This is a genomic window from Streptomyces sp. NPDC029292, assembly GCF_055569295.1.
Genome location: NZ_JBVHXR010000014.1, coordinates 196,069 through 220,279, shown reverse-complemented (window position 1 = coordinate 220,279; position 24,211 = coordinate 196,069). Strand labels below are relative to the sequence as shown.

Sequence of the window (24,211 nt, the reverse complement as noted above, 5' to 3'; positions counted from 1 at the left end):
TTCAGCCCTCCGAGGGGGCGAGGCGCTGGAGCTCCGCCTCGGTCGACTTGAGCAGGTCGTTCCAGGACGCCTCGAACTTGTCGACGCCCTCGTCCTCCAGAAGCTGGACCACGTCGTCGTACGAGATCCCGAGCTTCTCGACCGCGTCGAGCTCGGCGCGGGACTGCTCGTACGTACCGGCGATGGTGTTGCCGGTGATCTGACCGTGGTCCTCGGTGGCGAACAGCGTCGCCTCCGGCATGGTGTTCACCGTGTTCGGCGCGACCAGGTCGTCGACGTACAGGGTGTCCTTGTACGCCGGGTCCTTGACACCGGTCGAGGCCCACAGCGGACGCTGCTTGTTGGCCTGCGCCTTGTCGAGGGCGGCCCAGCGGTCGGAGGAGAAGACCTCCTCGTACGCCTGGTAGGCGAGCCGGGCGTTGGCGAGACCCGCCTTGCCGCGGGCGGCCTTCGCCTCGGGGGTGCCGAGTGCGTCGAGCCGCTTGTCGATCTCGGTGTCCACGCGGGACACGAAGAAGGACGCCACCGAGTAGATCTTGGAGAGGTCGAGGCCGGCGGCCTTGGCCTTCTCCAGGCCCGCGAGGTACGCGTCCATGACCTCGCGGTAGCGCTCCAGCGAGAAGATCAGCGTGACGTTGACGCTGATGCCCCTGCCGATGGTCTCGGTGATCGCGGGCAGACCCGCCCTGGTCGCCGGGATCTTGATGAGCGTGTTGGGACGGTCCACCAGCCAGGCCAGTTGCTTGGCCTCGGCGATGGTCGCCTTCGTGTTGTGCGCCAGACGCGGGTCGACCTCGATCGAGACCCGGCCGTCCTGGCCGCCGGTCGCCTCGAAGACCGGGCGCAGGATGTCGGCGGCGTCACGGACGTCCGCCGTCGTGATCATGCGGATCGCTTCTTCGACGGTGACCTTGCGGGCGGCGAGGTCGGCGAGCTGCTGCTCGTAACCGTCGCCGCTGCTGATCGCCTTCTGGAAGATCGACGGGTTGGTGGTGACGCCCACGACGTGCTGCTGGTCGATCAGTTCGGCCAGATTGCCGGACGTGATCCGCTTGCGCGACAGGTCGTCCAGCCAGATCGCGACGCCTTCCTCGGAGAGGCGCTTGAGTGCGTCTGTCATGGAAATTGCATCTCCTACGTGTCGTATACCAGCGTCAGCGCTGGGCTGCGGCGATCGATTCCCGGGCGGCATTGGCGACGTTCTCGGCAGTGAAGCCGAATTCGCGGAAGAGCACCTTGCCGTCGGCCGAAGCACCGAAGTGCTCCAGCGAAACAATGCGTCCGGCGTCCCCGACGAACCGGTGCCAGGTCAGACCGATACCGGCCTCGACCGAGACGCGCGCCTTCACCGACGGCGGCAGGACGCTGTCCCGGTACCCCTGGTCCTGCTCCTCGAACCACTCCACGCACGGCATGGACACGACCCGCGTCGGGACGCCCGCGGCCTGGAGCTGCTCGCGCGCCTCGACGGCGACGTGCACCTCGGAGCCGGTGCCGATCAGGATGACCTCGGGCGCTGTGCTCTGCCCTTCGGGCCCTTCAGCCTCGAAGAGCACGTAACCGCCCTTGGCGGCATCCTCGTTCCACTCGTACGTCGGCACGCCCTGACGGGTCAGCGCGAGGCCGTGCGGGGCGCCCTTGCCGAACACCTTCGTGTAGCGCTTGAGAACCTCGCGCCAGGCGATCGCGGTCTCGTTGGCGTCCGCGGGACGGACCACATTGAGGCCGGGGATGGCGCGCAGCGAGGCCAGGTGCTCGACCGGCTGGTGCGTCGGGCCGTCCTCGCCGAGGCCGATGGAGTCGTGCGTCCACACGTACGTCACCGGCGCGTGCATCAGCGCGGAAAGGCGTACGGCGTTGCGCATGTAGTCGGAGAACACCAGGAAGGTGCCGCCGTAGATGCGGGTGTTGCCGTGCAGCGCGATGCCGTTCATCTCCGCGGCCATGGAGTGCTCGCGGATGCCGAAGTGGATCGTACGGCCGTACGGGTTCGCCCCCGGCAGCGGATTGTCCGCCGGGAGGAACGAGCTGTTCTTGTCGATCGTGGTGTTGTTCGAGCCCGCGAGGTCGGCGGAGCCGCCCCACAGCTCGGGGATCACCGCGCCGAGCGCCTGCAGCACCTTGCCGGACGCGGCACGCGTGGCGACACCCTTGCCCTCCTCGAAGACCGGGAGCTTCTCCTCCCAGCCGGCCGGCAGCTCGCCCGCGGCGATCCGGTCGAACTCGGCGGCGCGCTCCGGGTTGGCGGTACGCCAGGCCGCGAAGCCCTTCTCCCACTCGGCCTTGGCCTCGCGGCCGCGGTCGAGGGCCTCACGCGTGTGCGCGAGAACCTCGTCGGCGACCTCGAAGGACTTCTCCGGGTCGAAGCCGAGGACACGCTTGGTGGCCGCGACCTCGTCGTCGCCGAGCGCCGAACCGTGCGCGGCCTCGGTGTTCTGCGCGTTCGGGGCGGGCCAGGCGATGATCGAGCGCATCGCGATGAAGGACGGCTTGTCCGTCACCTTCTTCGCGGCCTCGATCGCGTTGTAGATGGCGTGCGGGTCCAGGTCGCCGTCCGGCTTCGGGGCCACGCGCTGCACGTGCCAGCCGTACGCCTCGTACCGCTTGACCGTGTCCTCGGAGACCGCGGTCTCCGTGTCGCCCTCGATCGAGATGTGGTTGTCGTCCCACAGCAGGATCAGGTTGCCGAGCTTCTGGTGGCCGGCCAGCGAGGACGTCTCCGCGGAGATGCCCTCCTGGAGGCAGCCGTCACCGGCGATGGCGAAGATGAAGTGGTCGAACGGGGAGGTGCCGGGGGCCGCCTCCGGGTCGAACAGACCGCGCTCGTAGCGGGAAGCCATCGCCATGCCCACGGCGTTGGCGACACCCTGGCCGAGCGGGCCGGTCGTCGTCTCCACACCGGTGGTGTGCCCGTACTCGGGGTGACCCGGCGTCTTGGAGCCCCACGTACGGAACGCCTTCAAGTCGTCCAGCTCCAGGCCGAAACCGGCCAGGTAGAGCTGGGTGTAGAGAGTAAGGGACGAGTGGCCCGCGGACAGTACGAAGCGGTCGCGTCCGGTCCAGTCGGCATCCGCCGGGTCGTGCCGCATCACCTTCTGGAAGAGGGTGTACGCGGCAGGCGCCAGGCTCATCGCCGTACCGGGATGGCCGTTGCCGACCTTCTGTACGGCATCGGCGGCCAGGACGCGGGCGGTGTCGACGGCCCGCTGATCCAACTCGGTCCACTCGAGGTCTGTGGTGGTCGGCTTGGTGCTCACCCTGGGTCAGGGCTCCTCTCCACATGTTCCACATGTCGAATGCCGGTGCACTGGGCGCCCACCGGCCGTTGTCGAGCCTACCCCCGTAAGTACGTGCGTTTTTTCGAGTCATTCCAGACTGCCGGGACTATCGGAGATCCGCCTCCCGACTGCTCCGTTCCGTGTTCGGCAACTGAATACGGAGCCGCTCGAAAGAGTGCTCAATCGAGCCCCACTACGCCCGTTGTGCGCGCCCTGCTGCGCCCCTGGTACGACGCCCCTCAACACGACCCCACCCCCGCGAAGGCCGGGGTATAGGCAACGTCTACAGTGGCGTGGTACGCGCGAGCCTTTACGGGGAGTTCACACCCGGGGGCTTGCTGGGATGTCTCTGTCAGGGGTGTGCGTGACGGCCGTCGAATCCCGTCCAGCGGGGGTGCTCGAGTCGAGCAGCAGCCGGGGCCAGCGGCCGTTCGGGGCCCGTGTCAAAGCTTTCGTGGCGCTGACCAAGCCGCGAATCATCGAGCTTCTGCTGATCACCACCGTTCCGGTGATGTTTCTGGCTCAGCAAGGTGTGCCCGACCTGAAGCTGGTCCTTCTCACGTGCCTCGGCGGCTATCTGTCGGCGGGTGGCGCCAACGCGCTGAACATGTACATCGACCGTGACATCGACGCCCTGATGGAGCGCACCTCGCAGCGGCCGCTGGTCACCGGCATGGTCAGCCCGCGCGAGTGCCTTGCCTTCGGCATCTCGCTGGCGGTCGTCTCGACGCTGCTGTTCGGCCTGGCGGTCAACTGGCTGTCGGCGTGGCTGTCGCTCGGAGCGCTCCTCTTCTACGTGGTCGTCTACACGATGATCCTCAAGCGCCGTACGTCGCAGAACATCGTGTGGGGCGGCATCGCGGGCTGTCTCCCGGTACTCATCGGCTGGTCGTCCGTCACGAACTCCATGTCGTGGGCGCCCGTCATCCTCTTCCTCGTGATGTTCTTCTGGACGCCGCCGCACTACTGGCCGCTGTCCATGAAGGTCAAGGACGACTACGCGCGCGTGGGCGTGCCGATGCTGCCGGTGGTCGCCTCCAACAAGGTGGTCGCCCGCCAGATCGTCATCTACAGCTGGGTGATGGTCGCGGTCTCGCTGCTCCTCACCCCGCTCGGCTACACCGGCTGGTTCTACACGGCGGTCGCGCTCGGCGCCGGCGGGTTCTGGCTGTGGGAGGCGCACGGTCTGCAGAACCGCGCCAAGGTCGAGGTGACGGGCGGGAAGCTGAAGGAGATGCGGCTGTTCCACTGGTCCATCACCTACGTGTCGATCCTCTTCGTGGCCGTCGCGGTGGACCCCTTCCTGCGTTAGCCGCTTCCGGGACTTCCCGACGGGTGGGGTGCGTGGTCAAGGCCACGCACCCCACCCGTCGCCGTTTGATCTACCCGTCGGTAGCATCCTGGCCATGGCAGACACCCAGCAGGTTGACGAGACCCCCGGCGCCGCCCAGGACGCCAAGGCCGAGCGCAAGGCGGCCAAGCTCGCCAAGCAGATCAGCGCCTTCGGCAAGGAGCACGGCGGGGCTGAGGGGCACGTGGAGTACATCGGGCAGCGCGGCGCCCGGATCGTGCTCGTCGGCGAGGACGGCGGATGGGGCGACCTCGTGGCGCCCACGTACGAGATCGCCGAGCAGGCCGTGAAGAAGGCCGGGATCGCGGTGCACGAGGCGTTCGACGGGGAGTTCGCGGCGAAGGTGGAGACCGGACCGTACGAGTGGAAGCGGATGGCGGGGATTCAGCTCGGCGGGGGCAAGTAGCGGCTGACGGCTGACAATATCTGTTATCTGTTATCCGTCAGCTGATATCCGTCAGTTGTCAGCTGCTATCTGTCGGCTGTCATCCGTCAGTTGTCAGCTGCTATCTGTCGGCTGTCATCCGTCAGTCGTCAGCTGTTATCTGTCAGCTGTCAGTCGACCGACAACCGTCGGTTGTTCGTACGGGGTGTGCGCAACCAACACCCGACGCCCGGTTCACCCGTTAGGACCTGAGAAGGCACGGTCCAGTCGCGGGGAGTCCGGATGATCGAAACGCCGTCCCTGGTGGATCAGTACTGCCACGGCGTACTGAGGACGGAGCTGGGCCTCGGCACCTTCGAGGCCCACCTCGCCAGGACCGAGGGCCCACCCGCCCCCGGCACCACGTTCTTCGACACCCAGACCGGTTTCGCCGTGCGCCGCTGGTGCCCGCCGCTGCTCGGTTTGGAGCCGCACTGTCCGCCCGCCCGCTATCTCGCCCGGCGTCGGGAACTCGGCGTACTGGAATCGGGTCGCAGGCTGCTGCGCGGCAGCGGCATCACGACGTATCTCGTCGACACCGGACTGCCCGGTGATCTGACCGGGCCCGGTGAAATGGCCTCCGCGGGCGCTGCCCAGGCGCACGAGATCGTCCGCCTGGAGCTGCTGGCCGAACAGGTCGCGGACACCTCCGGCACGGTCGAGTCCTTTCTCGCCAATCTCGCCGAGTCGGTTCACGGAGCCGCCGCGAACGCCGTGGCCTTCACGTCCGTGGCGGGCGTACGGCACGGTCTGGCGCTGGCGCCCGAGCCGCCCGGGCCGGGGGAGGTGCGGGGTGCGGCCGGGCGGTGGCTCGCGGGCCGCCGGGTGGGAGGGGCCCTGAGCGATCCCGTCCTGCTCAGACACCTGCTGTGGATCGCGGTGGCCTCGGGCCTGCCCCTCCAGCTGCACGCCGGATTCGGCGAACCCGGTCTGCGCATCGACCGCACCGACCCCGTCCTGCTCACCGAATTCGCCCGCGCCACGGCCGGGCTCGGCACCGACCTCGTCCTCCTGCACGGCTACCCGTACCACCGGCACGTGGCCCATCTCGCCGGGGTCTTCCCACATGTGTACGCCGACCTGGGCGCCGCGCTGGTCCGTACGGGGGCGCGGGCGGCGGCGGTGCTCTCCGAGATTCTGGAGCTGGCGCCCTTCGGCAAGCTGCTCTTCTCCAGCGGGGCACATGGGCTGCCCGAACTTCATGTGGTCGGGGCACATCTCTTCCGTGAGGCGCTCTCACGGGTGCTCGGCACGTGGGTCGCCGAGGGGGCCTGGTCGCTGGCCGACGCGCAGCGGGTGGCGGGGCTCATCGCGACCGGGAACGCGCGGCGGGTGTACGGGGTGGAGTGAGCCCCCCTTCACCGAAGAACCCGTCGGCTTCAGACTGTGCGGATGACCGACGACGCCACCGCTCAGCTGCTCGATCGTTTCCTCACCGATCTGCGCGCCCTGGCCCCGGTCGCGGTTTGGGCGCACGGCTCGCTCGCCGGGGGCGACTACCAGGAAGGCCGCAGCGACCTCGACCTGCTCGCGGTTCTGGAGGGCCCGGTGTCGCTCGCGACCGTGTGTCGTGTGGTCGGACTGCACCGACGGCTGCGCGCCGACGAGCCGCTCGCCAGGCAGCTGCACTGCAGCTACCTGACCCCCGGCACGATGGCCGGCGCCGAGCGGTCGTACGTCACCTGGGCCCACAACCGGCTGATGAGACGGCCGGTCACCCCGGTCACCCGACGCGAACTGCACGACTTCGGGCTCGTCCTGCACGGCAAACCGCCCGGGGATCTGCTGCCTCCGCTGACAGACCGCGAGCTTCATGCCTTCGTCGTACGGGATCAGAAGGAGTTCTGGCGGCCGGCGTTGGACAAGGCGCGGCTCTGGAAGCAGGACGGGTGGGTCGACCTGGCCACGATCACGTTCGCACGGGCCACGGTCACTTTGCGGGATGGCCGCCTGATCTCCAAGCGGGAGGCCCTGGAACTGCTGCCGGACCTCGGCGCACCCGTCGACGTGGTCGAGGACATCCGGCGAAGGCGGTACGGGGATCCGGCACCGTACGCCGACGACTGGCTGCCGCGCCGGGCAGAGCTGACCAGGAGCTACCTGGGCCCCGCGATCGACGACCTCGTGGCGACGTACGAACCCCGCACGCGCGCGTGAGCGTCGATTGTGACCCTCACGCGCGCGTGAGCGTCGATTCCGTCGCAGGACCCGGCAGATCCGCCACGACGTCCGGGCGTTCGCGCAGCGCCAGCAGGACGCGCAGTACGCCGATCCACACCAGGCAGGAGCCGAACATGTGGAGGCCGACCAGGGCCTCGGGGAGGTCCGTGAAGTACTGGACGTAGCCGATGACGCCCTGGGAGAGGAGGATGAGGAACAGGTCGCGGGTGCGGTCCAGGGGGCCCTTGGGGGCGTCGACGGCCTTGAGGACGAACCACAGGGCGAAGGTCAGCGTCACCACGATCCAGGCCAGCACGGCGTGCAGCTTGGCGACCGTCTCCCAGCTGATGGGGATCCGGTTGACCTCGCTGGAGTCGCCCGCGTGCGGGCCGGCACCGGTGACGACCGTGCCGACCGCGATCAGCACGACGGCGGCGGCGACCAGGAACCACACCAGCTGCTGCACCGACTTGCCGACCAGCGGACGCGGTGCGGCGTCACCCTCGCGAGTGCGCTGCCACATGAGCGTCGCGACGGTGATGAGCGCCGTGGAGAGCAGGAAGTGGGCGGCGACCGTGTAGGGGTTGAGGCCGACCAGGACGACGATGCCGCCGAGGATCGCGTTGCTCATGACGATCCAGAACTGCGCCCAGCCCAGCCGGGTGAGGCCCCGCCGCCACGGCTTCTGCGAGCGCGCGGCGATGATCGCCCAGCCGACCGCCGCGCACAGCACGTACGTCAGCATGCGGTTGCCGAACTCGATGACTCCGTGGAAGCCCATCGCGCTCGTGGTGGTGAGTGAGTCGTCGGTGCACTTGGGCCAGGTCGGGCAGCCGAGGCCCGAGCCGGTCAGCCGTACGGCGCCGCCGGTGACCACGATGACCACCGCCATGACGAGCGCGGCGAGGGCCGCGCGCTGCACCGTCCGGGGTGTCGGGGTCCAGCGTTCGGCGATGAAGGCGAGCGGGTTGCGCACCGCGCTAAGGGCGTCGGCTCGGGTCACGTTTGGCACGGGCACCATGCTAGGGCGGTGCTTGTGCATGAATTCACGCGGGTGGGCATGTCCGGAAAGATGGCTTCCGCCGTTTCGTCACATGCCCGTGGGGCCGGCCCGGCCCCACGGGCACGCGTGTTCATGCTGCTCGGGAGCCCCACAGCCACTCCGCCGGGCCGAGGTCGTCCTCCGCGTGGGCCTTGAAGACCTCGTCGCGCAGCAGGGCGGCGACGCCCTCGACGTGCCACATCTCACCCCAGATCCGGGCGGTCGACTGCACCCGCGCCGTCCGGGGGGCGCGGACGGCCGCGTACTCCTCCAGGGCCGACGGCCAGTCCGCCGAGGGACGCCGGGTGAGCGCGTCGGCCAGCGTCGTCGCGTCCTCCAGGGCCTGGCATGCACCCTGTGCCAGGTACTGGAGCATGGGGTGCGCCGCGTCGCCGAGCAGCGCGAGCCGGTCCTTGGTCCAGCAGGAGATCGGCTCGCGGTCCGCCATCGGCCACCAGCGCTGCCGGCCAAGGCCGGGCAGCGCCCGGCGTACCGGCTCGCAGGCCGCGGCGAAGACCTGCTCCATCTCCTCGGGGCCGCCCCACTTCTCCTCCCCGCGGTCGAAACCGGGGCTGCGGAAGACGGCGACCTGGTTGTAGAGGGCGCCGGAGCGCAGCGGGTACTGCACCAGGTGCAGCTTGGGGCCCATCCAGACCAGGACGTCCCGCAGGTTCTCGCCGCCCTGGACATCCTCGATGGGGATCGTGCCGCGGTAGGCCACATAGCCCGACTGGACCGGTTCGTCGTCGCTGAACAGCGACCGGGTCCGCGAGTGCAGACCGTCCGCGGCGACGACCGCGCCGCCGTCGAAGGTGGCGCCGTCGGCCGTGCGGACCGTCACGGAGCCGGGCTGCTGCTCGACGTCCTCGACCCGTCGGCCGGTGAGCAGCTCGACGCCCGCGTCGGCTGCCGCGCGTACCAGGATGTCGAGGAGGTCGCTGCGGTGCACCACGACGTACGGGCCGCCGAAGCGCTCCTCGTACGCGGTGTCGAGGCGAACCCGGGTCAGCTCCCGGCCGTCGACGGCGTTGTGGAAGACGAGGTGCTCGGGTCGGACACCGGCGTCGACCACCTGGTCGAGGACGCCGAGTCGACGCAGGACACGGGTGGCGTTGGGGGCCATCTGCAGGCCTGCCCCGACCTCGGTGAAGGCGGACGCCTGCTCCAGCAGGGTCACCTCGCATCCGGCGCGGCGGGCCGCGAGGGCCGTGGCCACGCCGCCGATGCCGCCGCCGATGACGATCAGTGCGTCGCGGCTCATTTCTTGCTCCTTTGCAAGGGGCGCCGGCCGTAGCCGGCGGGGAAACTGTCTCGCCGGTCAGAGCCAGCGGGGGAGTACGGCCTGTGTGGCGGCCCGTGCGGCACGGGCGGCGTCGGTGTCCCGGCCGAGCAGCCAGGCGCACAGGCTCGCGGCGGGCGCCTCGACGCTCTCGGGGGCGGCATCCTGCGGCCCGAGCCGGTACGTGACACCGTCCCGGTCCGTTTCCGCCGCGCCGCTTCCGTCGATGTCCGCGGCACCGTTCGGGTCGGTGTCCGCGACATCGTTCCGGTCGATGTCCGCGACATCGTTCCGGTCGGTGGGTCGCAGCAGCAGCGCCGGGCAGCCCTCCTTGGTGCCGACCGTCGCCGACACCTCGGCGAGCAGCGCGTCGACGAGGTCTGGCGGGAACGCGTCGGTGTCGTCGCCCGCGCCCAGGTCCACCAGATGCACCCAGACCTCCCGGGTCCGCATCCACGGCACCTCGCTCGCCGGGATGGTCCGGCCGAGTGCGCTGCGTACTGTCGCGGACCACGCCTCGACGGGCAGCGCGTCGACGGCGGCGAGCAGCCGGGCGCCGGCCTCCCGCACATCCGCGAGCACCGCGCCCGGCGGGCGCAGCGCCCCGCGCTCGATGTCGTCGAGCCGTGACTCGGGGTTCGGGTACATCGGGGTCTCGACGCCGGTACGGGCCCAGATCAGCAGATTGACCAGGGCGTCCGCGTTGCGCGCGAGGTGCGTCAGCACATGGGCGCGGGACCAGCCGGGCAGCAGGGAGGGACCTTCGGCCGCCGCGTCACCGAGCTCGTCGAGACGCTTGCTCAGCGCCGCGGAGCCCTCGCGCATCCAGTCCAGAGCGCGGTCGAGGGTTCTGTTGGGACTGCGGCGGGCCGTCCTCGGGGACGTGTGCTCAGCCATCCTTCTTCTCCGCGCGGCAGAGATTCCGCAGCTCCCCGATGCCCGCCACGGAGGTCGTGAGGACCTGGCCGTCGGCGAGGTAGCGCTGCGGCTTACGGGCGTGGCCAACGCCGCCCGGCGTTCCCGTGGCGATCACATCACCCGGCTTCAGCGTAAGGATCGTCGAGATGTACGAGACGAGGGTCGCCGCGTCGAAGACCAGGTCGGAGGTGTCGGCCTGCTGCACGGTCTCGCCGTCGACCGCGCCGGCCAGCGCGAGCCCGGCGGCGGGGTCTGCCTCGTCCGGGGTGACCAGCAGGGGCCCGAACGGTGTCGTCGCCTCGAAGGTCTTGCCCTGCAGCCACATCGGGGAGCGGTACTGCCAGTCGCGGGCCGTCACATCGTTGAGGACGGAGTAGCCCGCGATGGCGGCGGCCGCGGTCTCACGGTCGGCGTGCCGTACGGCCGTGCCGATCACGACGGCCAGTTCGGCCTCCCAGTCGACCGCGTCGGAGGCGGCGGGCAGCGTGATCTCGTCGTACGGCCCGACCAGGGCCTCGGGGTACTTGGCGAACAGCGTCGGGTACTGCGGGAGTTCGCGACCCATCTCCAGGATGTGGTTGCGGTAGTTGAGGCCGACGCAGACGATCTTTCCGGGGTTGGGGACGACGGGCGCGTAGTCGAGGTCGGCGACGGTGTGCGCGGTGCCGTCGGCCGCGGCGGCGATCCGCTTCCAGTCCGCGTGGGCGAGCAGCGCACCCAGGTCGCGGTGGCCCGTCTCGACCGCGGTGTCTCCGTCGAGGCGTACTGCGGCGGTGGTACCGGCGGTGCGGATGGTGGCGAGCTTCATCGGTCAGTGGTCCTTTCGGCGACCTCGGTCGGCAGGGTGTGGAAGTGGAGCTTCTCGATGACGGGGGCGTCACTGAAGCGGAAGAGGTCGAGCTGACCAAGGGCCTCGATCGACACCTCCGCCCAGGACGGGACGGTGACCAGGTCGCCGTGGGAGACCTCGAGGCGCTCGCCGTCCACCACGAACGCGCCCGCGCCGTCGAAGACCTGCCACACGGATGAGGCGACCTCGCGCGAGGCGGGGACAATGGCTCCGGCGCGCAGCCGGTGCATTTCCGTACGGATGGTGGGCAGTGCGTCGGCGCCCGTGGTCGGGTTGGAGAAGCGGACGGCCGCGTGCCCCGGGTGCGTGGTGACGCCTTCGCGGCCCTCGGCCTCCAGCTCCAGCTGACCGGCGAGCGCGGCGTCGGTGTACTCCCAGCGGTACGCGGCGAGCGGGGACTTGGGGGTGTCGGCGAGGGCGGACAGCGGGCGCAGTCCCGGGTGGCCCCACAGCCGCTCGGCACAGGAACGCTCCGGTGTGGACCGGTCGTCGAGCGTGTCCGGGCCGAACTGGAAGAACTCGGTGTTCAGCGCCGAGGACAGCGGGATGTCGAGCCCGTCCAGCCAGGCCATGGGCCGGTCGGTGGTGTTGTGGTGGCCGTGCCAGGCCCAGCCGGGGGTGAGCAGCAGGTCGCCGCGGCGCATGGCGACGGGGTCGCCGTCCACGATCGTCCACACGCCCTCGCCCTCCAGCACGAACCGGAACGCGTTCTGCGAGTGCCGGTGCACGGGGGCCACCTCGTTCGGGCCCAGGTACTGGATCGCGGCCCACAGGGTGGGCGTCGCGTGCGGCAGGCCGTGCAGCCCGGGGTTGGAGAGGGAGATCGCGCGGCGTTCGCCGCCCCGGCCGACCGGCACCAGGTCGCCCGCCCGTACCGCGGCCGCGTACAGCTCGGACCAGCGCCAGCGGTGGGGAACCGCCGCCGGGCGCGGGTGCAAAGGCATCAGATCCTCCCGCTCGGTCCACAGCGGGATCAGCCCGAGTGAGTCGAACTCCTTGTACAGCTCGGAGAGTCGAGGGTCGTCATCGTGCGGCTCAGCGGCCGCTTCGCGTTCTGTGGCCATGTCTCGGAGATTACGAGCAGTTTTCCTCTGCGGAACATAAAGGACGTTAGAATTCCTCTGTGAAGAATTCCAGTGGGAAGAGCCCGGCCGGCGCGGCGCCGTACGCCCACGGCCTGGAATCGGTCGACAACGCCCTCGCTCTGCTGCTCCTGCTCCACAAACAGGGGCGCGTGCGGCTGAGCGACGCGGCCGACCATCTCGGTGTCGCCCGTTCCACCGCCCATCGGCTGCTCGCCACACTGCGCGGCCGCGGCTTCGCGGTGCAGGGCGCCGACAAGGCGTACCGCCCGGGCCCCGCGCTCTACCGGCTCGGCATGTCGCAGCGCTCCGACTACGAACTCGTGGAGACGGCCCGGCCGCACATGCTCTGGCTCAACGAGCGGCTCGGCGAGACCGTGCACCTCGTGGTCCTGGCCGGGACCGAGGCGCGCTTTCTGCACAGCATCGAGGGCACGCACGCGCTGCGGGTCGGCAGTCGCGCGGGCGCCGCCCTGCCCGCCCATCTCGCCTCCGGTGGCAAGGTGCTGCTCGCCGACCTGAGCGTGTCCGACCTCGTGGAGATCTACGGTCCTCGGGGCGACGTCGACCCTGAGGCACTGCACCGGCGACTCGCCGCCATCCGCCGCCGCGGCTACGGGATCAACATCGGCGACACCGAGCGCGGGGTCTCCGCGGTGGGCGCCGCGGTCCGCGAACCGGGCGGCCGCGCGGTCGCCGCGATGACTGTTTCGGCCCCGTCACTGCGCTTCACCCGAGCACATCTCGAGGAGGCGGCGCCAGTGCTGAAGGAGGCGGTACGTCGCATGGAGGCGGCGTTCTGAGCGAGTGGGGCGGAGGAATCGCGGTGTTCTGGGGGCGAGTGGGCAAAGGCGCGACGTTCAGGTCGTCCGCCCCGGCCCCGGCATCATAGGAGCGCACGGCGTCAGCGCAAGGACACGAGCCCGTTGTACCGCAGAGCGGAATTAGGGCGACATTCCATTGCCCTCTGCGTAACACAGCCGCTTCCATGGCGGGCACCGACAGGCCGCTCACGGTGGCGCCGGAGGGACACCGGCGTCCGTGGACCGCGGTCTTGGCGGGCTCTCCCCGTCTCCCCATGACAGGACGTGGCCGCGTGACCATCGACGCCCAAGCCCTCGACGCCCAAACCCCCGGCTCTCATCCCTCCGACGCTCGCACCCGAGCCCTGACCTGGGCGGTCGTCGCCCTGTGCACCGCGGCGATCACCGTCGAGGGATTCGACCTCATCGTCTACGGCGTCGCCCTGCCCGCGATGCTGGCCGACGGCTCCCTCAGGCTCGACAAGTCCTCTGCCGGAACCCTCGGCAGCCTCGCCTACGCGGGCATGCTCATCGGCGCCCTGGTCTGTGGCCCGCTCGCCGACCGGCTCGGCAGGCGCCGCCTCGTCCTCGTCTCCGGCGCGGGCTTCACCGTGTTCACCGTGGCGTGCGCACTCGCCGCCCAGCCCTGGCAGTTCGGTCTCTTCAGGCTGCTCGCGGGCGTCGGCATGGGGGGTGTGATGCCGTCCTGCGTGGCGCTCAGCAAGGAGTACGCGCCTCGTGGCCGCTCGGCCATGGTGGCGACCGCCGTGCTGGCGGGCATCCCGATCGGCGGGGTGCTTGCCGCGCTCACCGCTACCCAGTGGGGTGGGCTGCTGGACTGGCGCGGCCTGTTCGGCACCGGTTCCGCGCTGTCGGCGGTGGTGGTCGGCGCCGCGTACGTCCTGCTGCCTGATTCCCGACCGCGAAGCCCGCAGAGCCCGCAGAACTCCGCGAGCGCGCGGAGCCCGCAGAGCCCCGGGGACGAGCGGAGCCCGCACCCGGCCGGGGACGAGCCGAGCCCGCCGAGTACCCGATCCGCTGCGCGCCACCCGGCCTTCACCGTGCTTTCCGGCCCGTACGCCCGCCGCACCGCCCTCTTCACTCTCGCCAACTTCGCGGTGCTGCTCGCGTGGTACGGCCTGAACACCTGGCTGACCCAGCTGATGCGCGAGATGGACTACCCGTTGGGCTCGGCGCTGCGCTTCACGCTCGTGCTCAACCTGGGTGCGGTGATCGGCTCGTTCGCCCTGGCCGCCCTCGCCGACCGGATCGGCCCGCGTTCGGTCGCTGCCACCAGTGCGGTCCTCGCGGCGCTCGCCGTCCTGGGTCTCTCCCAGGGCGGAAACACGACCGTGGTCCTCGGCGCCACCGCCCTCGCCGGAGTCGGCGCCCAGTCGGCGCTGACGATGCTCAACGACTGGGTGGCGTCCAGCTACCCGGCCACGGCCCGCGCCACAGCCCTGGGCTGCGTCTCCGGCTTCGGCCGCGGTGGTGCGATCCTCGCCCCGCTGCTCGGCGGCTGGATCCTGCAGGCATCACTGGGACCGACCACGGTGTTCTACGTGTTCGCCGGAGCGGCGCTGGTGTGCGCCGGGGCGCTGCTGGCGATTCCCGCGTCTCGGAAGGCCGGAGTCACCCGGTAGCCGGGGCTCACTCCCAGCGAAAGAACTTGCCCGCAGCCCCGAGCCCCACGACCGCCCACACCGCCAGGATCCCCAGATCCCCCCACGGCATCCCGGCCCCGTGCTGGAGGACGTCCCGCAGCCCGTCGGAGAGCGCCGAGATCGGCAGCAGGCCGAGGACGTCCTGGGCGCCGGAGGGGAACTTGTCCATCGGGACGATGACACCGCCGCCGACCAGGAGCAGCAGGAAGACCAGGTTGGCGGCGGCCAGTGTCGCCTCCGCCTTGAGGGTGCCGGCCATCAGCAGGCCGAGGCCCGAGAAGGCGGCCGTGCCGAGGATCAGCAGAAGCAGGACGGCCAGCGGGTTGCCGTGCGGCGACCAGCCCAGCGCGAAGGCGATCACCGTCAGCAGGATGACCTGAAGGATCTCCGTGACCAGCACGGACGCCGTCTTCGCGGTCATCAGGCCCCAGCGGGGGAGCGGTGAGGCGGCGAGTCGTTTCAGGACGCCGTAGCGCCGCTCGAAGCCCGTGGCGATGGCCTGGCCCGTGAACGCCGTCGACATCACGGCGAGCGCGAGGATGCCCGGCGTCAGGAAGTCGACCGCCTTGCCCTTGCCCGTGTCGACGATGTCCACCGCGCTGAACAGGACCAGCAGGAGCGTCGGGATGACGACCGTGAGGAGGAGCTGCTCGCCGTTGCGGAGCAGCATCTTCGTCTCGAGTGCGGCCTGCGTGCCGATCATGCGGGGCAGTGGGGCCGCCCCCGGCTTCGGGGTGTACGTACCGGCGGTGGTCACGAACGCAGCTCCTTGCCGGTCAGCTCCAAAAACACGTCTTCGAGGGTGTGGCGCTCGACGGAGATCTTCTCCGGCATCACCCCGTGCTGTGCGCACCAGGACGCGACGGTCGCCAGCAGCTGTGGGTCGACCTTGCCGCCCACCCGGTACGCGCCCGGCGTCAGCTCGGCCGCCGTGCAGTCCGCCGGGAGGGCCTTCAGCAGGGAACCCACGTCGAGCCCCGGGCGACCGGTGAACCGGAGGGTGTTCTCGGCGCCCCCGCGGCACAGCTCCTCGGGGGAACCCTGGGCGATGACCCGGCCCGCGTCGATGATCGCGACGTCGTCGGCGAGCTGCTCGGCCTCGTCCATGTAGTGCGTGGTGAGGATGACGGAGACGCCGTCGGAGCGCAGGTCACGGACCAGGTCCCAGGTGGCGCGGCGGGCCTGCGGGTCGAGGCCCGCGGTCGGCTCGTCGAGGAAGACCAGTTCGGGACGGCCGACCACGGCCATCGCCAGGGCGAGGCGCTGCTGCTGGCCGCCCGACAGCCGGCGGTACGTCGTACGGCCGCAGCTGTCGAGGCCGAGCCGTTCGATGAGCGCGTCCACGTCCAGCGGGTGGGCGTGGAGTTTCGCCACGTGGCGCAGCATTTCGTCCGCCCGCGCGCCCGAGTAGACACCTCCGGACTGGAGCATCACGCCGATACGGGGGCGCAGCGCGGAGGCCTCACGGACCGGGTCGAGGCCCAGGACGCGCACCGTGCCGGAGTCCGGCTTCCGGTACCCCTCGCAGGTCTCGACCGTGGTCGTCTTGCCTGCCCCGTTGGGGCCCAGTACGGCGGTGATGCCCGCCTTGGCCACCAGGTCGAGGCCGTCCACCGCGGTCTTTGTGCCGTACCGCTTCACCAGGGCCTGGACCTGGACCACGGGCTCGCTTCGCATGAGGCGCAAGTCTAAGGACGCCGTCGCGGCTCAGGGGCGGCGGGTCCCGCATCCACGTACAGGTCCCGTGGCCGGTGCAGCGTCAGCCACTGCTCCGCGTACGCCACCGCGTCGGCCACGGGGAAGAGCCTGGCGTCGGCCGCGCCCACCTTGCCCCGCACGACGGGACGGTCCCGTTCGAAGTCGGAGCCCAGCTCCTCGAACATGTCGGAGGTGATCGACACCTCCCGGACCACTTCCCAGCCCGTCGGGGAGGGGCGCCCTACCTCCACGACGGGCGACGGGATGCGGTATTCGGCCAGATGGAAACTCGTACAGGTGTCGTAGCCCGCGCCGAGCAGCAGGACCCGGGCGCCGTCGGACTCCAGGCGGGCCAGCGGGCTGCGATCGCCCAGGCGGCAGTCGGGCGCGTGCCCCTCGGTGATCGCCGCCGCGCGCGTGCCGAGCGCCGCGAACGAGGTCTCCGGATGCGCGCTGCGCAGGGCGCCGGGCCAGTTCCGTACGGTCTCCGGGATCACGCCGACCCCGCGGGAGGGCGTCACACGCGGGTCGTACGCGGGCATCGTCGCCCGAATGGTCGACCACCACTCCTCGGGTACGGGCGGGTTGCTCCACAGGGCCGGGTCGGAGAGGTCGCCGGACTGGGTGGGGACCACCAGAGTGCCTTCGGGACCGAGTGCGTCGAGCAGTCCCTGGACGACGGCGACCGGGCCGCCGTTGACCCAGCCGAGGGAGCTGAGAGAGGAGTGCACGAGAAGCGTTTCTCCCGGGCGTATGCCCAGCGAGAGAAGGTGTGCGGCGACCGTGTCCCGAGTGACGAGTGGGCCGGTCGGAGGGGGTGTCGGCATGGTTCGGCAGTTTCCCCGAGGGCCCGCCGGGCCGCCACCGAATTGATCGATCAAAGATCGTTTCCGCAGGTCACCTTAGGTATACCTAAGTGATGCACGGCACCGTCCACCCCTCAGGACGCGGCTTGTCAGGCTCTGAGGAATTACGCAACAATGGCGTTGTGAAAAACGTTGGCGAGGCTCCGCAGGAGGAACTCGCGACCGGGGAGCGGTCCACCCGCAACCGGGTCGCGCGGTCCATCCTGGACCACGGCCCCTCGACCGTCACCGACCTCGCGGGACGTCTGGGACTGACCCCGGCCGCCGTACGCCGTCATCTCGACACACTCGTCGCCGACGACGTCGTGGAAGCACGTGAGCAGCGGGTCTACGGAGCGCGTACGCGCGGCCGTCCCGCCAAGGTGTTCGCCCTGACCGACTGCGGCCGGGACGCCTTCGACCAGTCCTACGACAAGCTCGCCGCGGATGCCCTGCGCTGGATCGCGGAGCGCGAGGGCGGGGAAGAGGCCGTCGTCGCCTTCGCCCGCGCCAGGATCGCCGCCCAGGCCGACGCGTACCGCAAGGCCATAGAGGCCGCCGCCCCCGAGGAGCGCACCGAAGCGCTGGCCAAGGCCTTGAGCGTGGACGGGTACGCTGCTACGGCGCGTAGCGCACCGGTCGGCGAGCAGCTCTGCCAGCACCACTGCCCGGTCGCCCATGTCGCCGAGCAGTTCCCGCAGCTGTGCGAGGCGGAGACCGAAATCTTCTCCCAGCTCCTCGGCACACATGTCCAGCGGCTGGCCACCATCGCCCACGGCGACGGTGTCTGCACCACGTTCATCCCAAAGATTTCCAAGACCACCCATAACGCATCTGCAAGCACCGCCGGGAGGAACCCCGCATGACGCTCCCCATCGAGGAGACTGCCCACCCTGAGCTCGAGGGTCTGGGTACGTACGAATACGGCTGGGCCGACTCCGACGTGGCCGGTGCCTCTGCCAAGCGCGGCATCAACGAGGACGTCGTCCGCGACATCTCCCAGAAGAAGTCCGAGCCGGAGTGGATGACCAAGCTCCGCCTCAAGGGCCTGCGCCTCTTCGAGAAGAAGCCCATGCCGAACTGGGGCTCGGACCTGTCGGGCATCGACTTCGACAACATCAAGTACTTCGTGCGCTCCACGGAGAAGCAGGCGGAGTCCTGGGAGGACCTGCCCGAGGACATCAAGAACACGTACGACAAGCTCGGCATCCCGGAGGCGGAGAAGCAGCGCCTCGTCGCCGGTGTCGCGGCCCAGTACGAGTCCGAGGTCGTCTACCACCAGATCCGTGAGGACCTGGAGGAGCAGGGCGTCATCTTCCTCGACACCGACACCGCCCTGAAGGAGCACCCGGAGCTCTTCAAGGAGTACTTCGGCACGGTCATCCCGGTCGGTGACAACAAGTTCGCGTCGCTGAACACCGCCGTGTGGTCCGGTGGCTCGTTCATCTACGTGCCGAAGGGTGTGCACGTCGAGATCCCGCTCCAGGCCTACTTCCGCATCAACACGGAGAACATGGGCCAGTTCGAGCGGACGCTGATCATCGTCGACGAGGACGCCTACGTCCACTACGTCGAGGGTTGTACGGCCCCGATCTACAAGTCGGACTCCCTGCACTCCGCGGTCGTCGAGATCATCGTGAAGAAGGGCGCCCGCTGCCGCTACACGACCATCCAGAACTGGTCGAACAACGTCTACAACCTGGTCACCAAGCGCGCCGTGGCGTACGAGGGCGCGACCATGGAGTGGATCGACGGCAACATCGGCTCCAAGGTCACCATGAAGTACCCGGCCGTCTACCTGATGGGCGAGCACGCCAAGGGCGAGACCCTCTCCATCGCCTTCGCGGGCGAGGGCCAGCACCAGGACGCCGGCTCCAAGATGGTCCACATGGCGCCGAACACCTCGTCGAACATCGTGTCGAAGTCCGTGGCGCGTGGCGGCGGCCGTACGTCCTACCGCGGTCTCGTCGAGATCGGCGAGGGCGCCCACGGCTCCAAGTCGAACGTGCTCTGTGACGCGCTGCTCGTCGACACCATCTCCCGCTCCGACACGTACCCGTACGTCGACGTCCGCGAGGACGACGTGTCCATGGGCCACGAGGCGACCGTCTCTAAGGTCTCCGAGGACCAGCTCTTCTACCTGATGAGCCGCGGTCTGACCGAGTTCGAGGCGATGGCGATGATCGTGCGCGGCTTCGTCGAGCCGATCGCCAAGGAGCTGCCCATGGAGTACGCGCTTGAACTCAACCGGCTGATCGAGCTGCAGATGGAAGGCTCGGTCGGTTAAGACCGGTCTTCCGTAAGCAGCTAGCGAATTCTGACGCAGGAAAGAGAGCAGACCGACAGCCATGGCTGAGGCTCAGAACATCCCGGTGGGGTCCACCACCGCCGGACAGATCGCGGTGGCCGCCGAGTCGACCGTCGCCACGCGCATGAGCGCGCCCCCGTCCTTCGACGTGGCGGACTTCCCGGTCCCCCACGGCCGTGAGGAGGAGTGGCGGTTCACCCCGCTGGAGCGCCTGCGCGGGCTGCACGACGGCACCGCGGTCGCCACCGGCGACGGCGTGAAGGTCGACATCGAGGCGCCCGAGGGTGTCATCGTCGAGACCGTCGGCCGTGACGACGCCCGGCTGGGCAAGGCCGGCACCCCGGTGGACCGCGTCGCCGCCCAGGCGTACTCGGCGTTCGAGAAGGCCGGTGTCGTCACCGTCCCCAAGGAGACGGTGCTCACCGAGCCGATCCGCATCGCCGTGCACGGCGAGGGCGGGGTCGCCTACGGTCACCAGGTCGTCGAGCTGGGAGCCTTCGCCGAGGCCGTCGTCGTCATCGACCACACCGGTGACGCCGTGCTCGCCGCCAACGTCGACTACATCCTGGGCGACGGCGCCAAGCTCACCGTCGTCTCCGTCCAGGACTGGGACGACAAGGCCGTCCACGTGGGCCAGCACAACGCGCTGATCGGCCGGGACGCCACCTTCAAGTCGTTCGTGGTCACCTTCGGCGGCGACCTGGTACGCCTCCACCCGCGCGTCGCCTACGCCGGCACCGGCGGCGAGGCCGAGCTCTTCGGTCTGTACTTCACGGACGCGGGCCAGCACCAGGAGCACCGCCTCCTCGTCGACCACAACACCCCGCACTGCAAGTCGAACGTCGCCTACAAGGGCGCGCTCCAGGGCGAGGGCGCCCACGCGGTGTGGATCGGTGACGTCCTCATCGAGGCCAAGGCCGAGGGCACGGACACGTACGAGATGAACCGCAACCTGGTTCTGACCGACGGCGCCCGCGTCGACTCCGTGCCGAACCTGGAGATCGAGACCGGCGAGATCGTCGGCGCCGGACACGCCTCCGCGACCGGCCGCTTCGACGACGAGCAGCTCTTCTACCTGATGGCCCGCGGCATCCCTGCCGACGAGGCCCGCCGTCTGGTGGTCCGCGGCTTCTTCGCCGAGCTGGTCCAGCAGATCGGCGTCGACGACATCGAAGAGCGCCTCCTCGTGAAGATCGACGAGGAGCTGGAGGCGTCGGTCTGATGACCACTACCTTCGTACGCGCCTGTGGGCTGAGCGAGCTGGAGGAGGACACCCCGAAGCGGGTGGAACTCGACGGCACGCCCGTCTCGGTCGTGAAGACCGAGGGGGAGGTGTTCGCGATCCACGACATCTGCTCGCACGCGAACGTCTCGCTCTCCGAGGGCGAGGTGGAGGACTGTCAGATCGAGTGCTGGCTGCACGGCTCCAGCTTCGACCTCCGCACCGGCAAGCCGTCCGGCCTTCCCGCGACGCGCCCCGTCCCCGTTTACCCCGTAAAGATCGAAGGAGACGACGTACTCGTCTCCCTCACCCAGGAGTCCTGAGGAACCCATGGCAACGCTTGAAATCCACGACCTGCACGTCACCGTCGAGGCCGACAACGCCACGAAGGAGATCCTCAAGGGCGTCGACCTGACCGTGAAGCAGGGCGAGACGCACGCCATCATGGGCCCCAACGGCTCCGGCAAGTCGACCCTCGCCTACTCCCTCGCGGGCCACCCGAAGTACACGATCACCGGCGGCACCGTCACCCTCGACGGCGAGGACGTCCTGGAGATGTCCGTCGACGAGCGCGCCCGCGCGGGCCTGTTCCTGGCGATGCAGTACCCGGTCGAGGTCCCCGGCGTCTCGGTCTCCAACTTCCTGCGTACGTCCGCCACGGCGATCCGCGGCGAGGCCCCCAAGCTGCGTACCTGGGTCAAGGAGGTCAAGGAGACCATGGAGCGCCTCTCCATGGACCCCTCCTTCGCCGAGCGCAACGTGAACGAGGGCTTCTCCGGCGGTGAGAAGAAGCGCCACGAGATCCTTCAGCTGGAGCTGCTCAAGCCGAAGATCGCGATCCTCGACGAGACCGACTCCGGCCTGGACGTCGACGCCCTGCGCATCGTCTCCGAGGGCGTCAACCGCGTCCGCGAGACCGGCGAGGTCGGCACCATGCTGATCACCCACTACACGCGCATCCTGCGCTACATCAAGCCCGACTTCGTCCACGTCTTCTCGGCCGGTCGGATCGTCGAGTCCGGCGGCGCCGAGCTCGCCGACAAGCTGGAGAACGAGGGTTACGAGGCTTACACGAAGGGTGGCGCATCCGCGTGACACAGCTGCCGGGCCTCCTCGACACCGAGGCGATCCGCAAGGACTTCCCCATCCTGGACCGCCAGGTCCACGACGGTAAGAAGCTCGTGTACCTGGACAACGCGGCGACTTCGCAGAAGCCGCGCCAGGTACTGGACGCACTCAACGAGTACTACGAGCGCTACAACGCCAACGTCCACCGCGGTGTGCATGTGCTCGCCGAGGAGGCCACGGCGCTGTACGAGGGCGCGCGCGACAAGGTCGCCGCGTTCATCAACGCGCCGAGCCGCGACGAGGTGATCTTCACCAAGAACGCCTCCGAGTCGCTCAACCTCGTGGCCAACATGCTCGGCTGGGCCGACGAGCCCTACCGGGTCGACCACGAGACCGAGATCGTCATCACGGAGATGGAGCACCACTCCAACATCGTCCCGTGGCAGCTGCTGTCGCAGCGCACGGGCGCGAAGCTGAAGTGGTTCGGCCTGACGGACGACGGCCGTCTCGACCTCTCCAACATCAACGAGATCATCACCGAGAAGACGAAGATCGTCTCCTTCGTGCTGGTGTCGAACATCCTGGGCACCGTGAACCCGGTCGAGGCGATAGTGCGCCGCGCTCAGGAAGTCGGCGCCCTGGTCCTGATCGATGCCTCGCAGGCGGCACCTCACATGCCCCTCGACGTCCAGGCCCTCCAGGCCGACTTCGTGGCCTTCACCGGCCACAAGATGTGCGGCCCGACGGGCATCGGCATCCTCTGGGGCCGCCAGGAGCTTCTCGAGGACCTGCCGCCGTTCCTCGGCGGCGGCGAGATGATCGAGACCGTGTCGATGCACTCGTCGACGTACGCCCCGGCGCCCCACAAGTTCGAGGCGGGCACCCCGCCGATCGCGCAGGCGGTCGGTCTGGGCGCGGCGATCGACTATCTCTCCGCGATCGGCATGGACAAGATCCTCGCCCACGAGCACGCGCTCACCGAGTACGCGGTGAAGCGGCTCGCGGAGGTCCCCGACCTGCGGATCATCGGCCCCACGACGGCCGAGGACCGCGGCGCGGCGATCTCGTTCACGCTCGGTGACATCCACCCGCACGACGTGGGCCAGGTTCTGGACGAGCAGGGCATCGCGGTCCGGGTCGGTCACCACTGCGCCCGCCCGGTCTGCCTGCGGTACGGAATTCCTGCGACCACGCGAGCGTCGTTCTATCTGTACTCCACGCCGGCCGAGATCGACGCGTTGGTCGACGGCTTGGAGCACGTCCGGAACTTCTTCGGCTGAGGGGCTGGCTGAGACGTGAAGCTTGATTCGATGTACCAGGAAGTCATCCTGGACCACTACAAGCACCCGCACGGGCGGGGCTTGCGGGATGGCGATGCCGAGGTGCACCACGTCAACCCGACGTGCGGCGACGAGATCACGCTGCGCGTGAAGTACGACGGCGAGCGGATCGCCGACGTCTCGTACGAGGGCCAGGGCTGCTCGATCAGCCAGGCCTCGGCCTCCGTGCTGAACGAGCTCCTGGTCGGCAAGGACCTGCCCGAGGCGCAGAAGATCCAGGAGACCTTCCTGGAGCTGATGCAGTCCAAGGGCCGGATCGAGCCCGACGACGCGATGGAGGAGGTGCTGGAGGACGCGGTCGCGTTCGCCGGTGTCTCCAAGTACCCGGCCCGGGTGAAGTGCGCTCTCCTGAGCTGGATGGCGTGGAAGGACGCGACCGCCCAGGCCCTGGGCGACGGCGCCGAGAGGAAGACGGCATGAGCGAGAACGAGACCCTGACGACGAAGCCGGCCTCGGAAGAGGAAGTCCGCGAGGCGCTGTACGACGTCGTCGACCCCGAACTGGGCATCGACGTCGTCAACCTCGGCCTCATCTACGGCATTCACATCGACGACGCGAACATCGCGACGATCGACATGACCCTGACGTCCGCGGCCTGTCCGCTCACCGACGTCATCGAGGACCAGGCCAAGTCCGCCACGGACGGCCTCGTCAACGAGCTTCGCATCAACTGGGTCTGGATGCCGCCGTGGGGCCCGGACAAGATCACGGACGACGGACGCGAGCAGCTTCGGGCGCTCGGCTTCAACGTCTGAGATGCCATAACGTCTGAGATTCCGTCATACGTCGGTCGAAGCGGGGGGGGGGGGGGGGGGGGGGGGGGTGTGGGGGGAGGGGGGGGGGGGGGGGGGGGGGGGGGGGGGGGGGGCTCGTCGTATT

General features: G+C 69.5%; 24 protein-coding genes. 14 read left to right on the top strand and 10 right to left on the bottom strand.

All coding sequences use genetic code 11. The annotated features are described in order from the left end of the window. Nucleotide 1: 1 nt before the first annotated feature. Together tal and tkt are read right to left on the bottom strand one after the other, a co-directional pair. Nucleotides 2-1,120, bottom strand: a complete 1,119-nt coding sequence (tal, locus tag ACZ4WS_RS28900) for a transaldolase (RefSeq protein WP_467984895.1) — start codon at nucleotides 1,118-1,120, stop codon at nucleotides 2-4. A gap of 34 nt (nucleotides 1,121-1,154) precedes the next feature. Next, nucleotides 1,155-3,257, bottom strand: a complete 2,103-nt coding sequence (gene tkt / locus ACZ4WS_RS28895) for a transketolase (RefSeq protein ID WP_467984893.1) — start codon at nucleotides 3,255-3,257, stop codon at nucleotides 1,155-1,157. A 379-nt stretch (nucleotides 3,258-3,636) separates the two neighbouring features. On the opposite strand from tkt, the gene ACZ4WS_RS28890 reads away from it, so the two are divergent. The 4 genes from ACZ4WS_RS28890 (at nucleotide 3,637) to ACZ4WS_RS28875 (ending at nucleotide 7,210) form a co-directional block, all read left to right on the top strand. Then, nucleotides 3,637-4,590: a heme o synthase gene (locus ACZ4WS_RS28890; RefSeq protein ID WP_467985002.1), complete on the top strand. Its 954-nt coding sequence runs from the start codon at nucleotides 3,637-3,639 to the stop codon at nucleotides 4,588-4,590. A 94-nt stretch (nucleotides 4,591-4,684) separates the two neighbouring features. Beyond that, a complete protein-coding gene (locus tag ACZ4WS_RS28885) occupies nucleotides 4,685-5,035 on the top strand; it encodes a hypothetical protein (protein WP_467984892.1) in 351 nt (116 codons plus the stop codon). 261 nt (nucleotides 5,036-5,296) lie between these two features. Further along, complete coding sequence (locus tag ACZ4WS_RS28880) at nucleotides 5,297-6,403, top strand: amidohydrolase family protein (RefSeq protein WP_467984890.1); 1,107 nt, start codon at nucleotides 5,297-5,299, stop codon at nucleotides 6,401-6,403. Between the two features lie 42 nt (nucleotides 6,404-6,445). Continuing rightward, the gene (locus ACZ4WS_RS28875) at nucleotides 6,446-7,210 is read left to right on the top strand and encodes a nucleotidyltransferase domain-containing protein (protein WP_467984888.1); all 765 of its coding nucleotides are present in this window, start codon (nucleotides 6,446-6,448) and stop codon (nucleotides 7,208-7,210) included. 16 nt (nucleotides 7,211-7,226) lie between these two features. Here the strand turns inward: ACZ4WS_RS28875 and ACZ4WS_RS28870 are convergent, their stop codons facing one another. The 5 genes from ACZ4WS_RS28870 to ACZ4WS_RS28850 all read right to left on the bottom strand — a co-directional run bounded on the left by ACZ4WS_RS28870 (nucleotide 7,227) and on the right by ACZ4WS_RS28850 (nucleotide 12,366). After that, nucleotides 7,227-8,234: a COX15/CtaA family protein gene (locus ACZ4WS_RS28870; RefSeq protein ID WP_467984885.1), complete on the bottom strand. Its 1,008-nt coding sequence runs from the start codon at nucleotides 8,232-8,234 to the stop codon at nucleotides 7,227-7,229. Nucleotides 8,235-8,346: 112 nt separating this feature from the next. Next, nucleotides 8,347-9,516, bottom strand: a complete 1,170-nt coding sequence (locus ACZ4WS_RS28865) for an FAD-dependent oxidoreductase (RefSeq protein WP_467984883.1) — start codon at nucleotides 9,514-9,516, stop codon at nucleotides 8,347-8,349. Between the two features lie 57 nt (nucleotides 9,517-9,573). Further along, entirely contained in the window at nucleotides 9,574-10,431 is an 858-nt protein-coding gene (locus ACZ4WS_RS28860) for a maleylpyruvate isomerase family mycothiol-dependent enzyme (protein ID WP_467984881.1), read from the bottom strand. After that, on the bottom strand, nucleotides 10,424-11,260 hold the full coding sequence (locus ACZ4WS_RS28855) for a fumarylacetoacetate hydrolase family protein (protein ID WP_467984879.1): 837 nt from the start codon (nucleotides 11,258-11,260) through the stop codon (nucleotides 10,424-10,426). The genes ACZ4WS_RS28860 and ACZ4WS_RS28855 overlap by 8 nt, the downstream gene beginning before the upstream one ends. Next, nucleotides 11,257-12,366: a cupin domain-containing protein gene (locus ACZ4WS_RS28850; RefSeq protein ID WP_467984877.1), complete on the bottom strand. Its 1,110-nt coding sequence runs from the start codon at nucleotides 12,364-12,366 to the stop codon at nucleotides 11,257-11,259. Before ACZ4WS_RS28850 ends, ACZ4WS_RS28855 begins: the two co-directional genes overlap by 4 nt. Nucleotides 12,367-12,425: 59 nt before the next feature. Between ACZ4WS_RS28850 and ACZ4WS_RS28845 the strand changes: the two genes are divergently transcribed. Beyond that, nucleotides 12,426-13,187, top strand: a complete 762-nt coding sequence (locus tag ACZ4WS_RS28845) for an IclR family transcriptional regulator (RefSeq protein ID WP_467984875.1) — start codon at nucleotides 12,426-12,428, stop codon at nucleotides 13,185-13,187. Nucleotides 13,188-13,480: 293 nt separating this feature from the next. Beyond that, nucleotides 13,481-14,830 (top strand): MFS transporter, encoded by a 1,350-nt coding sequence (locus ACZ4WS_RS28840; protein WP_467984872.1) that lies wholly within the window; start codon nucleotides 13,481-13,483, stop codon nucleotides 14,828-14,830. A 7-nt stretch (nucleotides 14,831-14,837) separates the two neighbouring features. On the opposite strand, the gene ACZ4WS_RS28835 is transcribed toward ACZ4WS_RS28840, so the two are convergent. Genes ACZ4WS_RS28835 through ACZ4WS_RS28825 form a run of 3 tightly spaced genes read right to left on the bottom strand, consistent with a single transcriptional unit; the run spans nucleotide 14,838 to nucleotide 17,376 of the window. Further along, on the bottom strand, nucleotides 14,838-15,554 hold the full coding sequence (locus tag ACZ4WS_RS28835) for an ABC transporter permease (RefSeq protein ID WP_467985000.1): 717 nt from the start codon (nucleotides 15,552-15,554) through the stop codon (nucleotides 14,838-14,840). Between the two features lie 50 nt (nucleotides 15,555-15,604). Further along, nucleotides 15,605-16,528, bottom strand: coding sequence for an ABC transporter ATP-binding protein (locus tag ACZ4WS_RS28830; RefSeq protein ID WP_467984870.1), 924 nt, complete (start codon nucleotides 16,526-16,528; stop codon nucleotides 15,605-15,607). Nucleotides 16,529-16,539: 11 nt separating this feature from the next. Continuing rightward, nucleotides 16,540-17,376, bottom strand: a complete 837-nt coding sequence (locus tag ACZ4WS_RS28825; RefSeq protein ID WP_467984868.1) for an AAC(3) family N-acetyltransferase — start codon at nucleotides 17,374-17,376, stop codon at nucleotides 16,540-16,542. A 161-nt stretch (nucleotides 17,377-17,537) separates the two neighbouring features. Here ACZ4WS_RS28825 and ACZ4WS_RS28820 point away from each other — a divergent pair, with 161 nt between their 5' ends. The 8 genes from ACZ4WS_RS28820 to ACZ4WS_RS28785 all read left to right on the top strand — a co-directional run bounded on the left by ACZ4WS_RS28820 (nucleotide 17,538) and on the right by ACZ4WS_RS28785 (nucleotide 24,087). Beyond that, the gene (locus tag ACZ4WS_RS28820) at nucleotides 17,538-18,260 is read left to right on the top strand and encodes a helix-turn-helix transcriptional regulator (protein WP_467984866.1); all 723 of its coding nucleotides are present in this window, start codon (nucleotides 17,538-17,540) and stop codon (nucleotides 18,258-18,260) included. Next, nucleotides 18,257-19,681: a Fe-S cluster assembly protein SufB gene (sufB, locus tag ACZ4WS_RS28815; RefSeq protein ID WP_467984864.1), complete on the top strand. Its 1,425-nt coding sequence runs from the start codon at nucleotides 18,257-18,259 to the stop codon at nucleotides 19,679-19,681. The genes ACZ4WS_RS28820 and sufB overlap by 4 nt, the downstream gene beginning before the upstream one ends. Before the next feature lie 61 nt (nucleotides 19,682-19,742). Then, nucleotides 19,743-20,924 (top strand): Fe-S cluster assembly protein SufD, encoded by a 1,182-nt coding sequence (sufD, locus tag ACZ4WS_RS28810; protein ID WP_467984863.1) that lies wholly within the window; start codon nucleotides 19,743-19,745, stop codon nucleotides 20,922-20,924. Continuing rightward, entirely contained in the window at nucleotides 20,924-21,247 is a 324-nt protein-coding gene (locus ACZ4WS_RS28805; protein ID WP_390645540.1) for a non-heme iron oxygenase ferredoxin subunit, read from the top strand. Before sufD ends, ACZ4WS_RS28805 begins: the two co-directional genes overlap by 1 nt. A gap of 7 nt (nucleotides 21,248-21,254) precedes the next feature. After that, on the top strand, nucleotides 21,255-22,019 hold the full coding sequence (sufC, locus tag ACZ4WS_RS28800; protein WP_467984861.1) for a Fe-S cluster assembly ATPase SufC: 765 nt from the start codon (nucleotides 21,255-21,257) through the stop codon (nucleotides 22,017-22,019). Continuing rightward, the gene (locus tag ACZ4WS_RS28795; RefSeq protein WP_467984859.1) at nucleotides 22,016-23,272 is read left to right on the top strand and encodes a cysteine desulfurase; all 1,257 of its coding nucleotides are present in this window, start codon (nucleotides 22,016-22,018) and stop codon (nucleotides 23,270-23,272) included. Before sufC ends, ACZ4WS_RS28795 begins: the two co-directional genes overlap by 4 nt. Nucleotides 23,273-23,287: 15 nt before the next feature. Continuing rightward, nucleotides 23,288-23,752 carry a Fe-S cluster assembly sulfur transfer protein SufU gene (sufU, locus tag ACZ4WS_RS28790; protein ID WP_467984857.1) on the top strand — a complete coding sequence of 155 codons (465 nt, stop codon included), beginning with the start codon at nucleotides 23,288-23,290 and terminating at the stop codon, nucleotides 23,750-23,752. Next, nucleotides 23,749-24,087: a metal-sulfur cluster assembly factor gene (locus ACZ4WS_RS28785; protein ID WP_362030635.1), complete on the top strand. Its 339-nt coding sequence runs from the start codon at nucleotides 23,749-23,751 to the stop codon at nucleotides 24,085-24,087. The genes sufU and ACZ4WS_RS28785 overlap by 4 nt, the downstream gene beginning before the upstream one ends. Nucleotides 24,088-24,211 lie beyond the last annotated feature (124 nt).

Coding starts and splice junctions, on each gene's coding strand:
- tal (WP_467984895.1), bottom strand. CDS start 1,120: ATGACAGACGCACTCAAGCGCCTCTCCGAGGAAGGCGTCGCGATCTGG.
- ACZ4WS_RS28885 (WP_467984892.1), top strand. CDS start 4,685: ATGGCAGACACCCAGCAGGTTGACGAGACCCCCGGCGCCGCCCAGGAC.
- ACZ4WS_RS28880 (WP_467984890.1), top strand. CDS start 5,297: ATGATCGAAACGCCGTCCCTGGTGGATCAGTACTGCCACGGCGTACTG.
- ACZ4WS_RS28875 (WP_467984888.1), top strand. CDS start 6,446: ATGACCGACGACGCCACCGCTCAGCTGCTCGATCGTTTCCTCACCGAT.
- ACZ4WS_RS28870 (WP_467984885.1), bottom strand. CDS start 8,234: ATGGTGCCCGTGCCAAACGTGACCCGAGCCGACGCCCTTAGCGCGGTG.
- ACZ4WS_RS28865 (WP_467984883.1), bottom strand. CDS start 9,516: ATGAGCCGCGACGCACTGATCGTCATCGGCGGCGGCATCGGCGGCGTG.
- ACZ4WS_RS28860 (WP_467984881.1), bottom strand. CDS start 10,431: ATGGCTGAGCACACGTCCCCGAGGACGGCCCGCCGCAGTCCCAACAGA.
- ACZ4WS_RS28855 (WP_467984879.1), bottom strand. CDS start 11,260: ATGAAGCTCGCCACCATCCGCACCGCCGGTACCACCGCCGCAGTACGC.
- ACZ4WS_RS28850 (WP_467984877.1), bottom strand. CDS start 12,366: ATGGCCACAGAACGCGAAGCGGCCGCTGAGCCGCACGATGACGACCCT.
- ACZ4WS_RS28835 (WP_467985000.1), bottom strand. CDS start 15,554: ATGATCGGCACGCAGGCCGCACTCGAGACGAAGATGCTGCTCCGCAAC.
- ACZ4WS_RS28830 (WP_467984870.1), bottom strand. CDS start 16,528: ATGCGAAGCGAGCCCGTGGTCCAGGTCCAGGCCCTGGTGAAGCGGTAC.
- ACZ4WS_RS28825 (WP_467984868.1), bottom strand. CDS start 17,376: ATGCCGACACCCCCTCCGACCGGCCCACTCGTCACTCGGGACACGGTC.
- sufB (WP_467984864.1), top strand. CDS start 18,257: ATGACGCTCCCCATCGAGGAGACTGCCCACCCTGAGCTCGAGGGTCTG.
- sufD (WP_467984863.1), top strand. CDS start 19,743: ATGGCTGAGGCTCAGAACATCCCGGTGGGGTCCACCACCGCCGGACAG.
- ACZ4WS_RS28805 (WP_390645540.1), top strand. CDS start 20,924: ATGACCACTACCTTCGTACGCGCCTGTGGGCTGAGCGAGCTGGAGGAG.
- sufC (WP_467984861.1), top strand. CDS start 21,255: ATGGCAACGCTTGAAATCCACGACCTGCACGTCACCGTCGAGGCCGAC.
- ACZ4WS_RS28785 (WP_362030635.1), top strand. CDS start 23,749: ATGAGCGAGAACGAGACCCTGACGACGAAGCCGGCCTCGGAAGAGGAA.